This window comes from Roseateles sp. GW835-FHT13E02 (assembly GCF_058794035.1).
Genome location: NZ_JBXAGJ010000024.1, coordinates 24,504 through 41,581, shown reverse-complemented (window position 1 = coordinate 41,581; position 17,078 = coordinate 24,504). Strand labels below are relative to the sequence as shown.

The following is a 17,078-nucleotide window of genomic DNA, read 5'->3' as shown; positions in this document are numbered from 1 at the left end:
CCGGCCGGGCGCGAAAGGCTGCACTCTATGCGATGCAGCGGCGCCGTCACGCAAGTCGCGCACAATCGCGCCCGCAGGCGGGCTGAACCCGGCACTGCACACACGATGAGACAGCGGCAGCGCACCCATCCGGTGGCTGACCGCGCAGGAGGATGACACGTGAGCGAGAACACCGATTCGCCCGGGGGCGGAGGATGGCTGGCGCCGCGACGGCAGCCAGGGCGCGCGGCCCTGGCGGCGCTGCTGGCCCTGCTGCTGGGCTTGGCGGGCACCCGCCTGCACGCGGCCACCGGGCCGAGCAACACCACCACCGCTGGCACGGCCAGCACCGCCCCAACGCCGGGCACGCGCCCGCGCATCGGCCTGGTGCTGTCGGGTGGCGGCGCGCGCGGCCTGGCTCATATCGGCGTGCTCAAGGCGCTGCAGGCGCAGCGCATCCCGGTGGACCTGGTGGTGGGCACCAGCATGGGCGCGGTGGTGGGCGGCGCCTTTGCCGCCGGCCGCAGCGTCGAGGACCTGGAAACCCTGGTGGCCGAGGCCGACTGGAACAGCATCCTGGCCGACCGCCCCGGCCGGCGCGAGCTGGCACAGCGCCGCCGCGAGGACGACCGCATGCTGGCCTCGCGCCTGGAGTTCGGCCTGGGGCCCGAGGGCGTGATGCTGCCGGCCGCGGCGGCCGGCAATAGCGCGCTGGAGTTCACGCTCGACAGCCTGGCGCCCGATGCCCGCGCCGAAACCCCGCTGCCCCTGCTGCCCCTGCCCTTCAAAGCCCTGGCCACCGACCTGGTCAACGGCCGCCTGGTGGTGCTGGACGATGTGCCCCTGTCCCTGGCCTTGCGCGCCTCGATGGCGGTGCCGGGCCTGTTCTCGCCGGTGCGGGTCAAGGACCGGCTGCTGGTGGACGGCGGCCTGGTGCGCAATCTGGGCGTGGACATCGCCCGACAGATGGGCGCCGATGTGGTGATCGCGGTCAATGTCGGCTCGCCATTGCTGGACGAGCAGCAGATCCAGAGCGCGCTCAGCGTCACCGACCAGATGATCAAGATCCTGACCACGCAGAACGTGGAGCGCTCGCTGGCCGAGCTGCGCCAGGGCGACTTTCTGATCACGCCCGAAATGCCGGGCCTGGGCCTGACCGATTTCGAGCGCAGCGCCGGCGCCATTCGCGAGGGCGAGCAGGCCACCGCCGATATGGCCGCGCAGCTGCAGGCGCTGGCCCTGAGCCAGGAGGAGTACGCCCAGCATGAGGCGCGCCGCAATGCCGCTCTCTGGCCCATGGCCGCCACCCTACCCCTGGGCACGCTGCGCATCGAGGGCAGCAGGTTCACCAACCCCGAGGCGCTGAAGAAGGAGCTGGGCCTGGAGTCCGGCCAGCCGGTCAGCCGCGCCGATGTGCAGCTGGCCAGCGCCCAGCTCTACGGCCGTGGCGATTTCGAACGCGTGCAGACCCAGATCCACGACCACGGCGAACAGCGCGATGTGCTGATCAAGGTCACGGAGGCGCCCTGGACGCGCAGCCGCCTGCGTCTGGGCATCGAGCTGGCCAGTGATTTCAAGAGCTTCAACCGCAACACCCTGGCCGCCATGCACACCCTGAGCTGGCTCAACGACTGGGGCGCCGAGCTGCGCACCAGCGCCAAGCTGGGCGGCTACCGCGAGTTCAAGACCGCGCTGATGCAGCCACTGGGCCCCGGTTCACCTTGGTACCTGGAACCCAGCGTGGAGTACCTCGGCATTCGCGATTCGGAGTCGCTCAAGCCCTACCAGTGGAACCTCAGCCAGACCGGCCTGGCCCTGGGCCGGCAGATGGGTTTCTGGGGCGATCTGCAGCTGGTGGGCCTGCGCATCCATTCCGATTACCGCGATGCCGACCGGCAGATCCGCGCCACCTTCAGCCTGCCCGAGCTGCGCTGGCGCCGCGACACCCTGGATGCACCCGCCTTCCCGGCGCGCGGAACCCTGATCCATGTGGCCCTGCGCCGCTATCCGGTGACGCTGACCGGCCGCCCTTCGACCTACCAGACGCGCGTGATGCGCGCCTTCCGCTCGGGCGACTGGGCGGGCCATGTCTACGGCGCCCTGGCCGGCAGCTTCAACAGCGTGGATGTGGAGCTGCCCCAGGGCGAGGGCCTGGGCGGCTTCTTGCGCCTCTCGGGCAGCGAGCCCAGCTCCAAGACCCAGTCCTATGCCTTCGGCCGACTGGTGCTGGCGCGCAAGATCGGCCAGATGCCCATCGGCCTGGGCGACACCCTGCGCATCGGCGCCTCGCTGGAGTTTGGCAACGAGCGCTCAGTGCCCTTTGGCGAAACCGGCTTGCGCCGCCAGGCACGCAACGCCGCCAGCGCCTTCCTGGCCATCGACAGCCGCTTCGGCCCGGTCTATCTGGGCCTGGGCAGCACCCGCAATGGCGGCAGCCGGCTCTACTTCGTCGTCGGACCGGTCTGGTGACCGCAGCCTTCGCATTTCAGTCATTCATACGATCCCTCCTGACCAACGACAATGGTTCCCACCATGAACACCCTGCCCGCCCCTCGCTTTTCTGCCCTCCCGCGCTGGGCGCACCTGATGCCGCTGCTGGCTCTGCTGGGCCTGAGCGCCTGCGGCGGCGGCGCTGGCGTGACCCTGGAACTGACGCCGGACCGCGAGGTCAAGAAGCTCAACATCGACAATATGGTCCGTGCCGTGGCCGTGGCCCAGATGGCCGACCAGCACAGCCAGGTCGATGTGGGCCAGCTGCTGCGAGCCAATCTGCTGGATCTCTACAAGACCCAGAACGTGGCCGGCCGCTACCCCTGCTTGCAGGGCGGCACCGTGACGCTGGAACGCAGCGGTGCCACGCTCTGGCGCTACACGGCCGACAACTGCAACCAGGGCAATGTGCAGGCGACTTCGGGCAGCTGGGAGGTGGACACCAGCTTGGCTGCCACCGCCGGGGTGCGCTACCGCCTGAACAAACTGCTGCTGGCCAAGCTCTACAGCGAAACGCCCGAGATCAGCGTCACGGCCGACCTGAGCTTCGACATCCCCTCCGGCAGCAGCTTCAATGCCAGCGGCAGCCTGAACTTTGTCTACCTCGGCAGCCAGCGTGACTACGGCGATCTGCGCTTCGCGGGCCGCAAGGCCGATGGCTACCTCTACAACGAGCGCAGCCTCAGCATCAAGAGCACGCCAGCCATCGGCCTGCCGCTGAAGATGAGCGTCAGTACCGACGGCGCGCTGACCGTCAGCGCCGACGACGGCTCCCAAGTCGTCGCCCGCCTGGAGGGCGGCGTCTACGCCCTGGGCCTGCGCAACAGCGCCAGCGGCTCCGTCCTGGTGGCCAAGGCCTTGAGCGAGGCCGAAATGCGGGCCGAGCGCATCAAGGCGAGGCTCTGACCTCAGGGGCCGGGCGCGCTTCGGTCCCGGCACGGGTTTCGCCCGCATGACCAATGGATCGGCGATCCGGGCCACCCACAATCGGGCGCACGCCCATCCCTGACATTCCAGCCCGCGCCATGAAACTCCTGATCCTCGGTGGCACCCAGTTCCTCGGCCGCCACATGGCCGAACAGGCCCTGGCCGCCGGCCATGAGGTGACGCTGTTCAACCGCGGCAGCCAGGGCCGACGGCTGATAGCCGGCGTCGAGCAGCTGCAGGGCGACCGGCGCGGCGACCTGTCCATCCTGCGCGGCCGGCGCTGGGATGCGGTGCTCGACCCCAGCTGCTACCTGCCCAGCGCCGCGCAGCGCAGCGCCGAGCTGCTGCGCGAGGCCTGCGAGCACTACACCCTGATCTCCACCATCTCGGTCTACCCGCAGATCGACGCCGACACCGACGAGACCTCGCCCGTGGCCGAGCTCAGCGCAGAGGCCCTGGCCCAAGCCGAGGCGCAGGCCACCGCGGGTGCCTCGCAATCAGGCGGTGGCTATGGCGCAGCCTACGGCGGCCTGAAGGTGCTGTGCGAACGGGCGGTTCAAGCGGTGATGGGCGAGCGCGCCCTGATCCTGCGCCCCGGCTTCATCGTCGGCCCTTACGACTACAGCCCGCGCCTGCCTTACTGGTTGTTGCGCCTGCTCGATGCCGCGGAAGACGGCGCGCCCGTGCTGGCCCCGGGCCGGCCCGAGCGCCCGGTGCGCCTGATCGACGCCCGCGACATCGCCCGCTTCGCCCTGCAACAGGCCGAGGCAGGCCAGGGCGGCCTGTTCAACACCACGGGTGCCGATGGCCTGAGCATGGGCGCCTTGCTGACGGCCGCACGCAGCGCCTGCGGCAGCCGCGCCGAGCTGTGCTGGCGGCCCGAGGCCGAACTGCTGGCCGCCGGGGTTCAGCCCTTTGCCGATCTGCCCTACTGGCTGCCCGAAGCCGACAACGCCATGATGGAGATGCGCAACCCGCGCGCCGAAGCGGCCGGCCTGCGCTTCACGCCCTTGGCTCAGACCCTGGCCGACACCGCGGCCTGGCTGCGCGCCGGGCCGCGCAGCGCCAGCCCCTGCCTCAGCCGCGAGCGCGAACAGGCGCTGCTACGGGCCGGCGAGTGCCAGCCCGAGCGGGCGCACATCGCCCAGGTAAACCCCTAACGCGGCGACGCCACAGCACAGCAGCAGGCGGGTTTTCACCGCTGGCCGCGGATCCAGCGGCTGCTGAAACTGGCCGCTTGTCGCGCCCCCCGCCCTCCAGCCCGGCTGGAGGAGCGACCCACCTCCCGGGCGCGCCCCCACAAGGAGACCCGCCCCATGAAGCCGCAGCACCCGATATCGCGCTCATCCGCCCTGCTGATCCTCGCCGGCATGGCCCTGTTGCACAGCGGTGCCGCCCGGTCGCATGAGACGATCCAGCGCGCTGGCGCGGTGGCGCTCACGCCGGCCATCGCGGGTCAGGACGTGGGCAGCCGCAGCGTCGTTCGGGCCTATTTCCGCGACATCGCCCTGGCTCGCTCCATCGCCCACAGCCGCTTCGAGACCCTGGAGTCCAAGTACGAACTCGGTTATGTGGTGGTGAACGCCAATGCCGAAGAGCAACGCGAGCTGCGCGCCCTGGGCTTCAGCCTGCAAGCCGATGCCAAATGGCAAAACCGCCAGCTGGCCCTGGCACGCAGCGAAGAACAAGCAGCCAAGCAACGCCGCCTGCGCTCTGCCGGGGCACCGCAGCCCAGCTTCGTCGGCATCCCCAACTACAGCTGCTACCCAACGGTTGAAGAGGTGTTTGCCGAGGGTGATGCCTTGATCGCGGCGCGCCCCGACCTGGCCCGCTGGGTGGACATCGGTGACTCCTGGCAAAAGACGCAGAACCAAGGCGGCTACGACCTGCGCGTGCTGCGCCTGAGCAATGCCGCCTACCCCAGCGGCAAGCCCAAGCTCTTCATCAATGCCGGCATCCACGCCCGCGAGTACGCGACCACGCCCCTGGTGCTGGAGTTCGCCAAGCGCCTGGTCCACGGCCATGGTGTGGACCCGGACATGACCTGGATCCTCGACCAGCACGAGATCCACCTGCTGCTGGCCACCAACCCCGATGGCCGCAAAAAGGCCGAGACCGGCCTGCTCTGGCGCAAGAACACCAACACCGCCTACTGCGGCGCCACCAGCAACAGCCGCGGCGCCGACCTGAACCGCAACTTCGGTTTTGGCTGGTTCAGCACGGCCAGCGGTTCGAGCGGCAATGCCTGCTCCGACACCTACCGCGGCCCCAGCGCCGCCTCCGAGCCCGAAACGCAGGCCGTCGAGGCCTACATCCGCCGCCTCTGGCGCGACCGCCGTGGCACCGGCCGCGACGACCCGGCGCCGCTCGATGCCAGCGGCATCCACCTGGACATCCACAGCCACGGCCGCCTGTTGCTCTGGCCCTGGGGCACAAACGGCACACCGGCGCCCAATGACAGCCAGCTGACCACCCTGGGCCGCAAGTTCGCCTTCTTCAACAACCACACACCGCAGCGCTCCCTAGCCCTGTACGAGACCGATGGCACCAGCGACGGCCCGAGCTATGGCGAGCTGGGCGTGGCCGCCTTCACCTTCGAGCTGGGCACGGCCTTTTTTGAGTCCTGCGGCTACTACCAGAACACCTTGCTGCCCAGCAATCTGCAGGCCCTGATCTATGCCGCCAAGGTGGTGCGCGCGCCCTACCAGACGCCGGCCGGCCCGGATGCGCTGAATGTCAGCGTCAGCGGCCTGGCCGCCACCGGCGTGCCGCCGGGCACGGTGCTGCAGCTCAGCGCTACCCTCGATGACACGCGCTACAACAACAGCAATGGCGCCGAGCCCACGCAGACCATCGCGGCCGCGCAGTTCTACGTCGATCACCCACCGGGCGGCCGCCAGGCCTCGCCGCGGCCCATGCAGGCGGTGGACGGCGCTTTTGACAGCAAGCAGGAAGGCGTGCGCGCCACCGTGGACACCAGCGCCTGGGAGCCGGGCCCGCATCTGGTCTATGTGCGCGGTCGCGACGCCGCCGGCAACTGGGGCGCTTTGAGCGCCGCCTTCATCCGCATCGACCCGAATGCCAGCACCGCGCCGGTGGCCGCCTTCGACGCGGTGGCGCAGGAACGCAGCGTCAGCTTCACCGACCGCAGCGCCGACAACGGCCAGATCGTCAACCGCAGCTGGAGCTTCGGCGATGGCCAGACCGGCAATGGCGCCAGCGTCAACCATGTCTACGCCGCCGATGGCAGCTACACGGTGAATCTCACCGTCACCGACGACGAAGGCAAGAGCAGCAGCACCAGCAAGACGGTCAGCGTGGCGGCCGACACCACATCGGTGCTGAACAACGGCCAAAGCGTGAGCAACCTGTCCGGCAGCACCGGCAGCTGGCGCTTCTACCGCGTCTTGCTGCCCCAGGGTGCGCGCAATCTGGTGGTCAGCACCAGCGGCGGCACGGGTGACCTCGATCTGTTCGTGCGCTACGGCCAGGCGCCCGACGCGGGCAGCTATGACTGCCTCAAGGAAAGCGGCGGCAACAACGAAACCTGCAATCTGCCCACGCCCACCCCGGGTTACGTCTACATCGGCCTGTATGCCTATGCCAGCTACAGCGGCGCCACGCTGCAGGTGAACTACACACCCTGAGAACCTGAGGGCTCTTTCGCTCGCAAGCACTCCCGCTACAGTTCGGGCCTCACCTGACCGACTCTGAAGCACGCCTTGTGATCGATCTGCCCAAACTCAACAAACCCGAGGCCGGCCCGGCGCCGCGCTGGTTTCACATCGCCGTGGCCGGCAGCATGGTGCTGAGCTCGGTGGCAGCCATTTACGGCTCCTGGCGCACCAGCCAGACCATGAGCGCCCTGGTCAAGGAGAACACCCGGCTGGTGATGGCCAGCTCCACGCCATTGCTGGAGTTCAGCAGCGGCAATGTGACCGATGGCAAGCCGCAGCTGAGCTTTTCGGTGCAAAACGTGGGCAACGGGCCGGCACGCGTGGTGTGGTTCGAACTCAAGTCCGATGGCAAGCCCGTGCCTCACGTGGCGGCCATGGTGGATGCGGTCGCGCCGGAGCTGCAAGGCAAGGCCTACTTCACCACCGCCACGATTGCGCCGCGCCTGATCTCGGCCGGCAAGGAAATCCGCCTGTTCAGCTGGGATCGCCCTGTCGGGAGCGATACCGTCAGCCACGACGCCTGGATTCGTTTCGACAAGCACCGCCAACACAAGCTGAGCGTGCAAGCCTGCTACTGCTCGGTGCTGGATGCCTGCTGGATCTCAGACCTGGAAGGCGATATTCCCAAGCCCGTTGAGCGCTGCGAGGCCGAAGGCCGGCTCTCTCCCAAGGGTTGAGACGCGCCGGCCTGCCCGGGCAGTCAAGCGCCGCAGCTGGGCACTTGGGGCTTCTGGCTGGTCTTCATGCATTGCTTGAAGCCCTGGGGCAGGTCCCGCATCTCGCGCGTCTGGCCGGCGGCCACGGTGAACTGGCTGATCACCTGATGGGTGCAGGTGGTGGCCGGCTGACCGCCTTCGCCCTCGGCCGTGCTGCAGCGGCTGGTGTAGAGGGCGTAGTGGCATTCACCGCTGGGGCTGGCCACGCATTGGAAGCTGGCGTTGCCGGCGGCGCTCTGGCTCAGCTTGCTGCTGCCGTTGCCGCTCTCGGTGTGGGTGACATGAATGGCGCAGCCACTGGCCAGCAAGGCCAGCGCGGCGGCGGCGGAGAAAGACAAGATGGAGCGCAGGGAGGTTTTCATGGATGGGGCGCCAGCAAAGCGCTGGACTTGAACTGAAAGGTGAGTGGGGTCTGGACTGACACTGCCGATGCATTCAGGCCTGAAGCCTGGATCGCGGCAGATGGACACATCCTAGGAAAGGCGGGCAGGGCCGTCCTGAGCTTTGCGACCCACTGCATGAATCGTGGCCTGAACGGTCTCAGCGGCACCGCTTTCGCGCAGGCTCACGCTTCTTTTGTGCGGTCTGTGCCGCTCAGGCTGCAGCTGGTCGGAGCCGGCTGGCTAGCGCGCACACTCGCTCCTACATTGCGAGCCATGCCTCTTCAGCAGGCAACAAGCAAGCCCCGCAACACTTCGCCAGCAAGGTCCTCACCATGACGACACACCGCCACCTCTTCAACGCCTTGGCCATTGCTCTCGGTCTGAGCCTCATGAGCTCGGCCGCCACGGCCGGCGACGAGGCCAGCAACAGCAAACCCGCCAAAGCCTTCACCGCCGGCCTCGACATCCGCGAACAGGCCGACCTCAAGGACATCGGCCTGCCCGCCTACCCCGGCGCACGGCCCCAGCGCGACAAGGAGGACGACAAGGAAAGCGCCACCATCGGCTTCTCCTTCGGCCCCTTCGGCATGAAGCTGGTGGTCTCCAAGTTTGCCAGCAGCGACGACCTGGACCGCATCGCCCGCTACTACCAGGACGCCCTCGCCGGCTACGGCCCGGTGCTGGACTGCAGCGCCGGCAGCCCGGCCGCCCTGGAAGCCAAGGCCCGCAAGAGCCGCGGCGAAAAGAAGGACCCGAACGGCTGCGGCGACGTCGGCGGCGACCGCAATGAGCGCGTCTACAAGGTCGGCACCGAGAAAAACTTCCGCCTGGTCTCGCTCAAGCCCGTGGGCCGCGAGGTGCACTTCCAGCTGATGAAGATGGAATTGCGCGGGATCTGAGCCGCCGCGCGCCCGGCCCGAGCATCACAACAAATTGATCTTTTTCGCCGCCTCCCGCAACTCCTCGCGGAAGTTCGGGTGGGCGATATTGATCAGCTCCAGCGCCCGCTGCTTGGCCGATTTGCCGCGCAGCTGGGCGACGCCGAACTCGCTGACGACGTAGTTGATGTCGTTCTTGCTGGTGCTCATATGCGTGCCCGGGCTCAGGGTGGGCACGATGCGGCTGATGCTGTCGTCCTTGGCGGTGGAGGGCAGCACGATGAAGGCCTTGCCGCCGCGTGAGCGGTTGGCGGCGCGCACGAAATCGCTCTGGCCGCCAGTGCCTGAATACGGCGTGGGGCCCAGGCTTTCCGAGCCGCACTGGCCCAGCAGGTCGATCTGCAGCGTGGCGTTGATGGCCACCAAGTTGTCGTTCTGGCCAGCCAGATAGGGGTCGTTGGTGAAATCGACCGGGTGCATTTCCAGGCCCGGGTTGCGGTCCATGAAGCGGTAGAGCTTTTGCGAGCCGAGCGCGAAGGTGGCCACCATCTTGCCGGGCAGGTAGTTCTTGCGCTGGTTGGTAACGGCGCCGCTCTCGACCAGGCTCATGATGCCGTCACCGATCATCTCGGTGTGCACGCCCAGGTCGCGCTTGGCGCTGAGCTGCATGACCACGGCATCAGGGATGCCGCCGTAACCGATCTGCAGGGTCGAGCCGTCTTCGATCATGTCGGCCACATACTTGCCGATCGCCTCCTGCACCGGGCCGATCTTGGGCAGGCCCACCTCGGCCACCGGCTCGCTGCTCTCGATCAGGCCGCTGACCTGGGAGATGTGCACGGTGCAGGCACCGTTGGCGAAGGGCACGTTGGGGTTGACCTCGAGGATCACCGCGCGCGCCTTCTTGACCGCGGCCATGGTGTAGTCCGCCCCCAGGCTGAGCGAGAAATAGCCATGCGCATCCATGGGCGAGGCCATGGACACCACCACATCGGCCGGGATCTGGCCGCGCTCAATCAACGACGGCATCTCGGAGAAGTAGCTGGGGATGAAATCGACCCAACCCTCCTTGCCGCCGGCCCGCGAGGCGGCGCCGTAGAAGAAGGCCACATGGCGCACATGCTCGACCGTCTCGGGGTCGAAGTAGCCGTATTTGCGCACGGCCAGGATCTGGCCCAGCTTGATGTCGTGAAACTGACTCCGCGCGGCCGAGAGCGCATGCAAGAGCGTCGGCGGCTCGCCCACGCCGGTGGGCACGATGATGAAATCGCCGTTGCGCAGCAGGCTCAGCGCGTCTTCGGCCGTGGGCAGCTTTTTGCGGAGGTAGAGGTCTTGAACGGTCGACATGGGCAGCCTTTCGCACCGGCCGGGCCGGGGGATGGGGTGGTTCCTGACCCCATCCTAGGCCGCCCAGCTTGCGGCGCGCTTGCGGCGCCTCAAGCGCTGCACAAGCAAATCAGCTGGCTCGCGCTGGGCGCTCAACGCCCGCCAAGGAAGCGGTTCTCACGCAGCGGTGATCGTTTCAGCGTCCAGGCCAGACCGGCGTCGCCGGGGGCGGCCAGAGGCTTGCTCGTCGAGGCGCTCTCGGGCGGGCAGCGGCCGTCGATGCGGTGGGCCAGGGCGGCGGCCAGCATGGCCTCGCGGCTGTCGCCCAGCGGGCGGCTCAGGTCATCGGCCACCCGGCAGCCGGGCAAGCCGGCGGCGCCGCTGCCGCCGGGCTCAAAGCCATCGGCATAGTCGCCAAAGCCGACCGCGTTGTTGCCGACGAACTCGATAGGAAAGTACGACATGCCGCAGTTGTCCTTGGCCGTGAAGCCATAGGGCTTGCCGCAGCTGCGCCCGCCGATCTGGATCACCTCGACGCCGATGCCGCGCAGGCCGTTGATGATGGACTCGCTGGCCGAACAGGTGCCGGCCTGGGTCAGCACGTACACGCGGGCCAGGTTCAGCGTGGGCAGGGGCTGCTCCAGCGTGCAGACCTTGCCGTCGTAGAGGCAAGATTCGGTGAAGAACGGCGTGCGCGCCGAAGGCGACTGGTTGTCGCCGCTGCGCCGGCTGTTGTAGCGCAGCTGCTCGAAGACCTTGTCCTGGGTGCGCTGCGGGCCGGCGATCATATAGGCCAGCTCGCTGGCGATGTAGAGATAGCCGCCACCGTTGTAGCGCAGGTCCAGCATCAGGTCGGCAATGCCTTGCTGCTGGAACTCGCGCACCGCCTCGATCAACTGCGCTTCAGCCGGTGCGATATGGTCGTTGAACACCAGATGACCGACACGCCGCCCATCCGCCGCCGTCAGCACCTGGCGCAGCAGCACCGGCTGCTTGGCCACCGCGGCACTGCTCAGGTAAGCCGACACCTCCATGCCGCCTGCACGGCTGAACAGAAAGCTGTGGCCACGGCCGCTGGCTGAGGGAAACAGCGCCGCATTGAGGACATCGATGCCGCCCTGGTCCATGGCATCGGCGTTGACGCCGTCCACCATCACCAGGCGGTCGCCGCGCTGCAGGCCGGCCTGGGCAGCGGGGCCACCCGGTTCTACGTAAGCGATGCGCAGGCCGCGCGGCGGCGTCTTCGAGGCCTGTGACCACTCCAGCCCATAGCCCATCTCGACGCCGCCTTGCGTCAAGGCCTGCCATTCGGCGCTGGGCAAGGTGAAGCTGAAGCGGTCACGAAGGGCGCCGCTGGCCGTGCGCTCGGGGGTGCGCAAGGCGTTGAAGTAGCTGTCCAGCGCCTGCTCGACCGAGGGGCCGGTGTAGAGCGCGGCATTGACGCGCGGCACCTGCTCGCGCCACAGATAGGCTTCGTCCACGTAGGAGCGAATCCACTGCTTCTCGAGGTTGAGGCTGCCGTTCTTCTTGCCGGCCTCGGCCAATGGGTTGTCGGGCGCACACTGCTGGGCCAGGGTGGCGCTGGCGGCCAGCACCTCGGTGTCGGGCTGGCTGGGGGCCGGGCTGACGGCCCCACCTCCAGCGTTGTTGTTGCCATTGTTGTTGGCATAGGCCGCATCGCCGAAGACCGAGGTGCCGGGCCGCCCACCGCCACCACCGCAGGCCGTCAGCGCCAGGCTCAGGGAACTCAGGATCAGGGCGGCCATGGGGCGTGTGGCCCAGAGGGGGCGCGCCACGGCGCCGGCTTGTGCAGTCGTCATTGCTTTTTTCCTCCAGAAGACACGGTCTGTGCCGCTTGGCTCGGCCCTCCTCCGCAGCAGCGAGAGGATTCGGCCAAACCCGCGCACTGTACCCGCGCCCAAGGGCTCAGCGGCAGCGCAGATTCACCTTTGTGTTTGCCGCCAGGCGAGGGCCTGGCCTGCGCACGTCGATGGAGGAGCAGCACCCGGGAGCTGCCGAAGCGTCACGGCCGCGCTGCCAGCACCCCGCTGTCCAGCCGCTCCGGGCTGCCCTCGACGCGGCTCAGGCGCGGGTAGCGCAGGCCGCCACGGTAGTCGATCTTGACCTGGCGGAAGCGGTCGCCCTCGCGCAGCAAGAGCTCCAGCGGCGCCGCGCCACCCTTGTTGGCGCTGATGGCGGCGGCCAGGCGTTCACTCTTGTAGGCCTGGTTGTTGACGGCCACCACGGTGACGGCGCGGCTCAGGCCGGCCTCGAAGGCCGGGCTGCCCCAGAGCACGGCCTCGACCTTGCCGTCGCGCTTGAGGTTGAGGCCCAGGCTGTAGGCGAAGTCGTCGTTCTTCCATTCGGAATCGTCGGCGCGGGCGAACTCGCTGGGTGTCTCGGCCCAGCTCAGGCGCCAGCCGGCGCGGGCCAGGCCGTCCAGCGGCGCCTCGGGGCCTTTGTGGTCCAGGCGCTGGCGCAGGAAGGCAGCCCAGTCGCGCGGCTGCACGCGGTTCAGGGTGGCGACGATGTCCTCGAAGGTGTAGGTCAGGGGCGCGATGCGGCCGTCTTCCACGCCGAAGAACAGGCGCGCGAAATCATCAAGGCTGCGCGCGCCGCCGCTCTGCTCGCGAATCCAGGTGTCGGCATCAAGCCAGATCAGGCCGCTCTCGGCGTAGTAATCGGCACCGCGCTGCCAGCTGCTCCAATCGTTGCCGCTGCGGCTCTTGGCCATGGCGGCTTCGTTGGTGGTGTCTTGCAGATTGCGCCAGAGCCGGCCGGCGCGGTGGCTGTAGGTGGCGGCGATCTCGGCCCAGGCGTCGCGCGCCTGCTCGGGGCTGACCAGGCCCGAGCGCACCGCCAGCACCCGGCCCCAGTAATCGGTCTGGCCCTCGTAGAGCCAGAGCAGGCTGTCCTGCATGGGCACGTTGTACTGCGGCGTCCAGAGGTCGGCCGGGCGGCGGAACTTGCCGTTCCAGGAGTGCGTGTACTCATGAGGCAGCAGGCTGCGGCTGCCGGCGCGCTTGCCCCAGTCCTTGAAATAGCCCAGGCCCACGCCGTTCTCGCTGCTCTCGTGGTGCTCCAGGCCGATGCCGCTCATGCGGCCGGAGATGGCCAGCAGAAAGTCGTAGTGCTTGAAATGCCGGGAGGCAAACAGGCGGTCGGCCTGGACCACCAGGTTTTTGTGGGCCTGGATCTGCGCCTCGCTGGCCTGCAACTCGGCCGGGTCGTCGGCCATGAGGTTGAGCACCACCGGCTTGGGATGGCCGGGCGAGTCCAGCTCGATGCGGCGGGTGTGGGCGCCGGCGAACAGGGGCGAATCGGCCAGAGTCTCCAGGCTGACCGGCTTGAAACGCAGACGCTGGCGCTTCGGCCCATCTGCGCTCTGGCTCTCCACCCGCAGGGCGCTGGCCTGGGTCCAGCCGGCCGGCAGGGTCACTTCGGCCTGCATCTGGAGGGCGCTGGCATGGTGGCCGGCCGGGTAGAGCAGCATGCTGATCCACTGCAGGTTCAGCATCTCGGGCGTCATCACCACCCGGCCGCCTTCGCGCTGCACCGGGCTCAGGAACTGGAAGGCCAGGTTCAGCTCGTTCACGCCGGCCGGCACCTCGACATGGAAGGCAAACGGGTCCACCGTGTCGCGCAGCCAGGCCAGCTCCTGCGTGCCGGCGTGGATCTTCAGGCCAGCCAGGCGGTCCACCGTGCCGTAGGGGCCATGGGCGCCGGGCAAGTAACGCGGAAACAGCAGGGTCAGGCGCCCGGGCTTGACCGGCAGCTGCTGGCGCACCTGGAAGATGTGGCGGTCCAGATCGGTGGCATCGACCTGGATGCGGATGGGGCCAAGGTAGGGCTTGTCCTCGGGCTGCGGAATCGGGTGCTGGGCCTGGGCCGGTCCGATGCTGGCGAGGGCCAGCAAGACCGCGGCCGTGGCGGCGCGGGTGCGCCCGCTGAAAGAGGCCCAGCGCAGGGCCGGGGTGGATGAGAAAAAGCGATCTGACACGGTGGTGTTCTCCTCCCTGGGCTGGCCTGCGCGCTGCCGGTGGGCAGCCCGATTCCAGCGGGTGATGGTGCGTTCGGCGGCCCCGATCCACGGGCCCCAATCAGGCAGCCGCCACGATAGCGGCCGGCCGCGGATTGCAAATCCAGGTTGACCCGGCCTTGTGATCATTCACGCCCGGCGCTGTCGATTCGCGCCGCGCGCTGTCCATCCGTCGCAGCCCTCTGGGCAGGGCCCGGGCTCAGCCCTAGCATCGCGTCCAGTTTTCACCTGCTCACCGAACCCTGGCTTCGAGCCCGCCCGCCCATGAACACCACTGCAAGCTCCCCTCTGCTGCAAGCCGATTCCCTGCGCAAACGCTATGGCGAGCGCGAAGCCGTGCGCGGCATCAGCCTGCAGGTCTCGGCCGGCGAGGTGCTGGGCCTGCTGGGCCCGAACGGCGCCGGCAAGTCCAGCACCATCGCCATGCTGGCCGGCCTGAGCCGGCCCGATGGCGGCAGCGTCACCGTGGGCGGCACGGCCCTGGCCCAGGACGAATTCGGCTACAAGCGCCGCATCGGTCTGGTGCCGCAGGAGCTGGCTCTGTTCGAGGACCTGCCGGCCCTGGCCAATGTGGAGCTGTTCGGCGCGCTCTATGAGCTGCCGGCGGCGCAGATCCGCGCCCGCGCCCTGGAGGTGCTGGCCCAGGTGGGCCTGGCCGACCGGGCGCAGGACAAGCCGGCCAGCTTCAGCGGCGGCATGAAGCGCCGCCTCAACATCGCCTGCGCCCTGATCCACGGCCCCGAGCTGCTGCTGCTTGACGAGCCCACCGCCGGCGTCGACCCGCAAAGCCGCAATGCCATCTTCGAGCAGCTGGAGGCACTCAAGCGCGCCGGCATGGCCCTGGTCTACACCACGCATTACATGGAGGAGTTGGAGCGCCTGGCCGACCGCGTGCTCATCATCGACGATGGCCAGCAGGTCGCCCACGGCAGCCTGGCCGAGCTCTACCGCCTGCTGCCCGCGGCCGAAACCCTGAGCCTGGAGCTGGAGCGTGAGATCGACAGCAACTTGGAAGCCACGCTGCGCGCCCTGCCCGGTGTACAGCAGCTGCAGCGCCGCGGCTGCCAGCTGCAGCTTGGCCTCAGCGATCTGGGCCAGGGCAGCGCCGCCGTGCTGGGCGCCCTGGCCGCGGCCGGCGTGGCGCCGCGCCACATCAGCTCGGGCCGGGCGAATCTGGAGGATGTCTTCCTCTCCCTGACCGGCCGCCAGCTGCGCGACTGAGTTCCGCGCCACCGCCCCACAAGAAACCCACAGAGAGCGCCGCCATGAACGCCTTCCTCGCCCTGGTTCGCAAAGACCTGTTGCTGCATTTCTCCAACCGCCGCGCGGTGCTGATGAGCATCATTGCGCCCATCCTGATCGCCGCCTTCTTCGGCAGCCTGTTCGGCAACAACAAAAAGGGCGGAGACAAGCCCAGCCCGGTGCCCATCGCCATCAGCGATCTGGACCACAGCCCCCTGACGGCCAAGATCAGCGCCGCCTTGCAGGCCGACTCCAGCCTGGCCGTGCAAAGCCTGGACGCCGACGCCGCCCTGGCCCAGGTGAAGGCCGGCAAGCTGCGCGCCGCCATCGTGCTGCCGGCCGGCTTCGGCCAGCAGGCCGGCCGCGCCCTGTTCGCCGGCCCTGAGGGCAAGCGGCCGGAGATCACCCTGCACTACGACCCCTCGCAAGCCATGGTCCTGCCCATGGTGCGCGGCCTGTTGGCCCAGCATGTGATGCAGGTGGTCAGCGCCGACACCTTCAGCGGCCAGGGCGTGCCGGTGATGAAGGACATGCGCGCCCAAGTGGCCGACAACCTGGCGCTGCCCGCCGAGCAGCGCCAGGAGCTGACCGCCATGTTCGACAGCATTGCCCGCGTGCAGGAGCGCAGCGCCCGGGTGCCGCAAGCGGGAGCTTCGGCGGCATCAGCGGCATCAGCAGCTGAGGCAGGCGGCAGCGGCTTCACCATGAGCCCGCCCTTCAGCACCCGCGAACTGGAGGCCAGCGCCCAGGCCGACATTCCGTACAACAGCTATGCCCACTCCTTCGCCGGCATGGGCGTGCAGTTCATCCTGATGATGGGCGTGGACATCGGCGTGGCCCTGCTGCTGATGCGCCGCCAAGGCCTGTGGCAGCGCCTGCGCGCGGCGCCGCTGAGCAAGGCGCGCCTGCTGGGCAGCCGCATCGCCAGCTGCACGCTGATCTCGCTGATCATCTTTGTGCTGATCTACGCCGTGGCCATGGCCGTGTTCGGGGTGCGGGTGCAGGGCAGCTGGCTGGGCTTTGCGGCCGTGCTGCTGGCCTTCTCGCTGCTGACGGCCAGCTTCGGCCTGCTGATCGCGGCCCTGGGCAAATCGCCCGAGGCCACGCGCGGCCTGGCCATCCTGGCCACCTTGTTGATGGTGATGCTGGGTGGCGCCTGGGTGCCCTCCTTCGTCTTCCCTGAGTGGCTGCAGACCGCCTCGCTCTTCATCCCCACCCGCTGGGCCGTCGATGGCCTGGACGCCATGACCTGGCGCGGCCTGCCCTTCAGCGAGGCGCTCGCCCCGGTGGGCGTGATGCTCGGTTTTGCCCTGGCTTTTGGCGCGCTGGCCATCGCCCGCTTCAGCTGGGAGGAGTGAGGGGATAAGCAAGGCCCGTCAGTGGGGAAAGTGAACATTGCCGCCGCGGCTTTTGTCACGACA

The 17,078-nt window shown here is 68.6% G+C and carries 12 protein-coding genes; 8 read left to right on the top strand and 4 right to left on the bottom strand.

Annotated elements, in window-relative coordinates; all coding sequences use genetic code 11:
• The first annotated feature begins 159 nt into the window (after positions 1-159).
• From AC1Q6P_RS20360 to AC1Q6P_RS20340, 5 genes are all read left to right on the top strand, one after another.
• Positions 160-2,448 (top strand): patatin-like phospholipase family protein, encoded by a 2,289-nt coding sequence (locus AC1Q6P_RS20360; protein WP_492665708.1) that lies wholly within the window; start codon positions 160-162, stop codon positions 2,446-2,448.
• Positions 2,449-2,511: 63 nt separating this feature from the next.
• Positions 2,512-3,375 (top strand): hypothetical protein, encoded by an 864-nt coding sequence (locus tag AC1Q6P_RS20355; protein ID WP_492665707.1) that lies wholly within the window; start codon positions 2,512-2,514, stop codon positions 3,373-3,375.
• A 119-nt stretch (positions 3,376-3,494) separates the two neighbouring features.
• Positions 3,495-4,556 carry an NAD-dependent epimerase/dehydratase family protein gene (locus tag AC1Q6P_RS20350; protein WP_492665706.1) on the top strand — a complete coding sequence of 354 codons (1,062 nt, stop codon included), beginning with the start codon at positions 3,495-3,497 and terminating at the stop codon, positions 4,554-4,556.
• Positions 4,557-4,712: 156 nt separating this feature from the next.
• Positions 4,713-7,043, top strand: coding sequence for a M14 family zinc carboxypeptidase (locus tag AC1Q6P_RS20345; RefSeq protein WP_492665705.1), 2,331 nt, complete (start codon positions 4,713-4,715; stop codon positions 7,041-7,043).
• Positions 7,044-7,120: 77 nt separating this feature from the next.
• The gene (locus AC1Q6P_RS20340; protein ID WP_102769225.1) at positions 7,121-7,750 is read left to right on the top strand and encodes a hypothetical protein; all 630 of its coding nucleotides are present in this window, start codon (positions 7,121-7,123) and stop codon (positions 7,748-7,750) included.
• A gap of 23 nt (positions 7,751-7,773) precedes the next feature.
• Here AC1Q6P_RS20340 and AC1Q6P_RS20335 read toward each other — a convergent pair whose 3' ends face one another.
• Positions 7,774-8,151, bottom strand: a complete 378-nt coding sequence (locus AC1Q6P_RS20335) for a hypothetical protein (RefSeq protein ID WP_492665704.1) — start codon at positions 8,149-8,151, stop codon at positions 7,774-7,776.
• A 353-nt stretch (positions 8,152-8,504) separates the two neighbouring features.
• Here AC1Q6P_RS20335 and AC1Q6P_RS20330 point away from each other — a divergent pair, with 353 nt between their 5' ends.
• On the top strand, positions 8,505-9,071 hold the full coding sequence (locus AC1Q6P_RS20330) for a hypothetical protein (RefSeq protein WP_492665703.1): 567 nt from the start codon (positions 8,505-8,507) through the stop codon (positions 9,069-9,071).
• A gap of 24 nt (positions 9,072-9,095) precedes the next feature.
• Here AC1Q6P_RS20330 and AC1Q6P_RS20325 read toward each other — a convergent pair whose 3' ends face one another.
• The 3 genes from AC1Q6P_RS20325 to AC1Q6P_RS20315 form a co-directional block, all read right to left on the bottom strand.
• Positions 9,096-10,397 carry an acetyl-CoA hydrolase/transferase family protein gene (locus AC1Q6P_RS20325; protein WP_492665702.1) on the bottom strand — a complete coding sequence of 434 codons (1,302 nt, stop codon included), beginning with the start codon at positions 10,395-10,397 and terminating at the stop codon, positions 9,096-9,098.
• Positions 10,398-10,528: 131 nt separating this feature from the next.
• Positions 10,529-12,196 (bottom strand): S41 family peptidase, encoded by a 1,668-nt coding sequence (locus AC1Q6P_RS20320; RefSeq protein ID WP_492665701.1) that lies wholly within the window; start codon positions 12,194-12,196, stop codon positions 10,529-10,531.
• Between the two features lie 203 nt (positions 12,197-12,399).
• The gene (locus AC1Q6P_RS20315) at positions 12,400-14,376 is read right to left on the bottom strand and encodes a M61 family metallopeptidase (protein WP_492665700.1); all 1,977 of its coding nucleotides are present in this window, start codon (positions 14,374-14,376) and stop codon (positions 12,400-12,402) included.
• Between the two features lie 303 nt (positions 14,377-14,679).
• Here AC1Q6P_RS20315 and AC1Q6P_RS20310 point away from each other — a divergent pair, with 303 nt between their 5' ends.
• Together AC1Q6P_RS20310 and AC1Q6P_RS20305 are read left to right on the top strand one after the other, a co-directional pair.
• Positions 14,680-15,636 carry an ABC transporter ATP-binding protein gene (locus AC1Q6P_RS20310; protein WP_492665699.1) on the top strand — a complete coding sequence of 319 codons (957 nt, stop codon included), beginning with the start codon at positions 14,680-14,682 and terminating at the stop codon, positions 15,634-15,636.
• A 44-nt stretch (positions 15,637-15,680) separates the two neighbouring features.
• Positions 15,681-17,015, top strand: a complete 1,335-nt coding sequence (locus AC1Q6P_RS20305) for an ABC transporter permease (protein WP_492665698.1) — start codon at positions 15,681-15,683, stop codon at positions 17,013-17,015.
• Positions 17,016-17,078 lie beyond the last annotated feature (63 nt).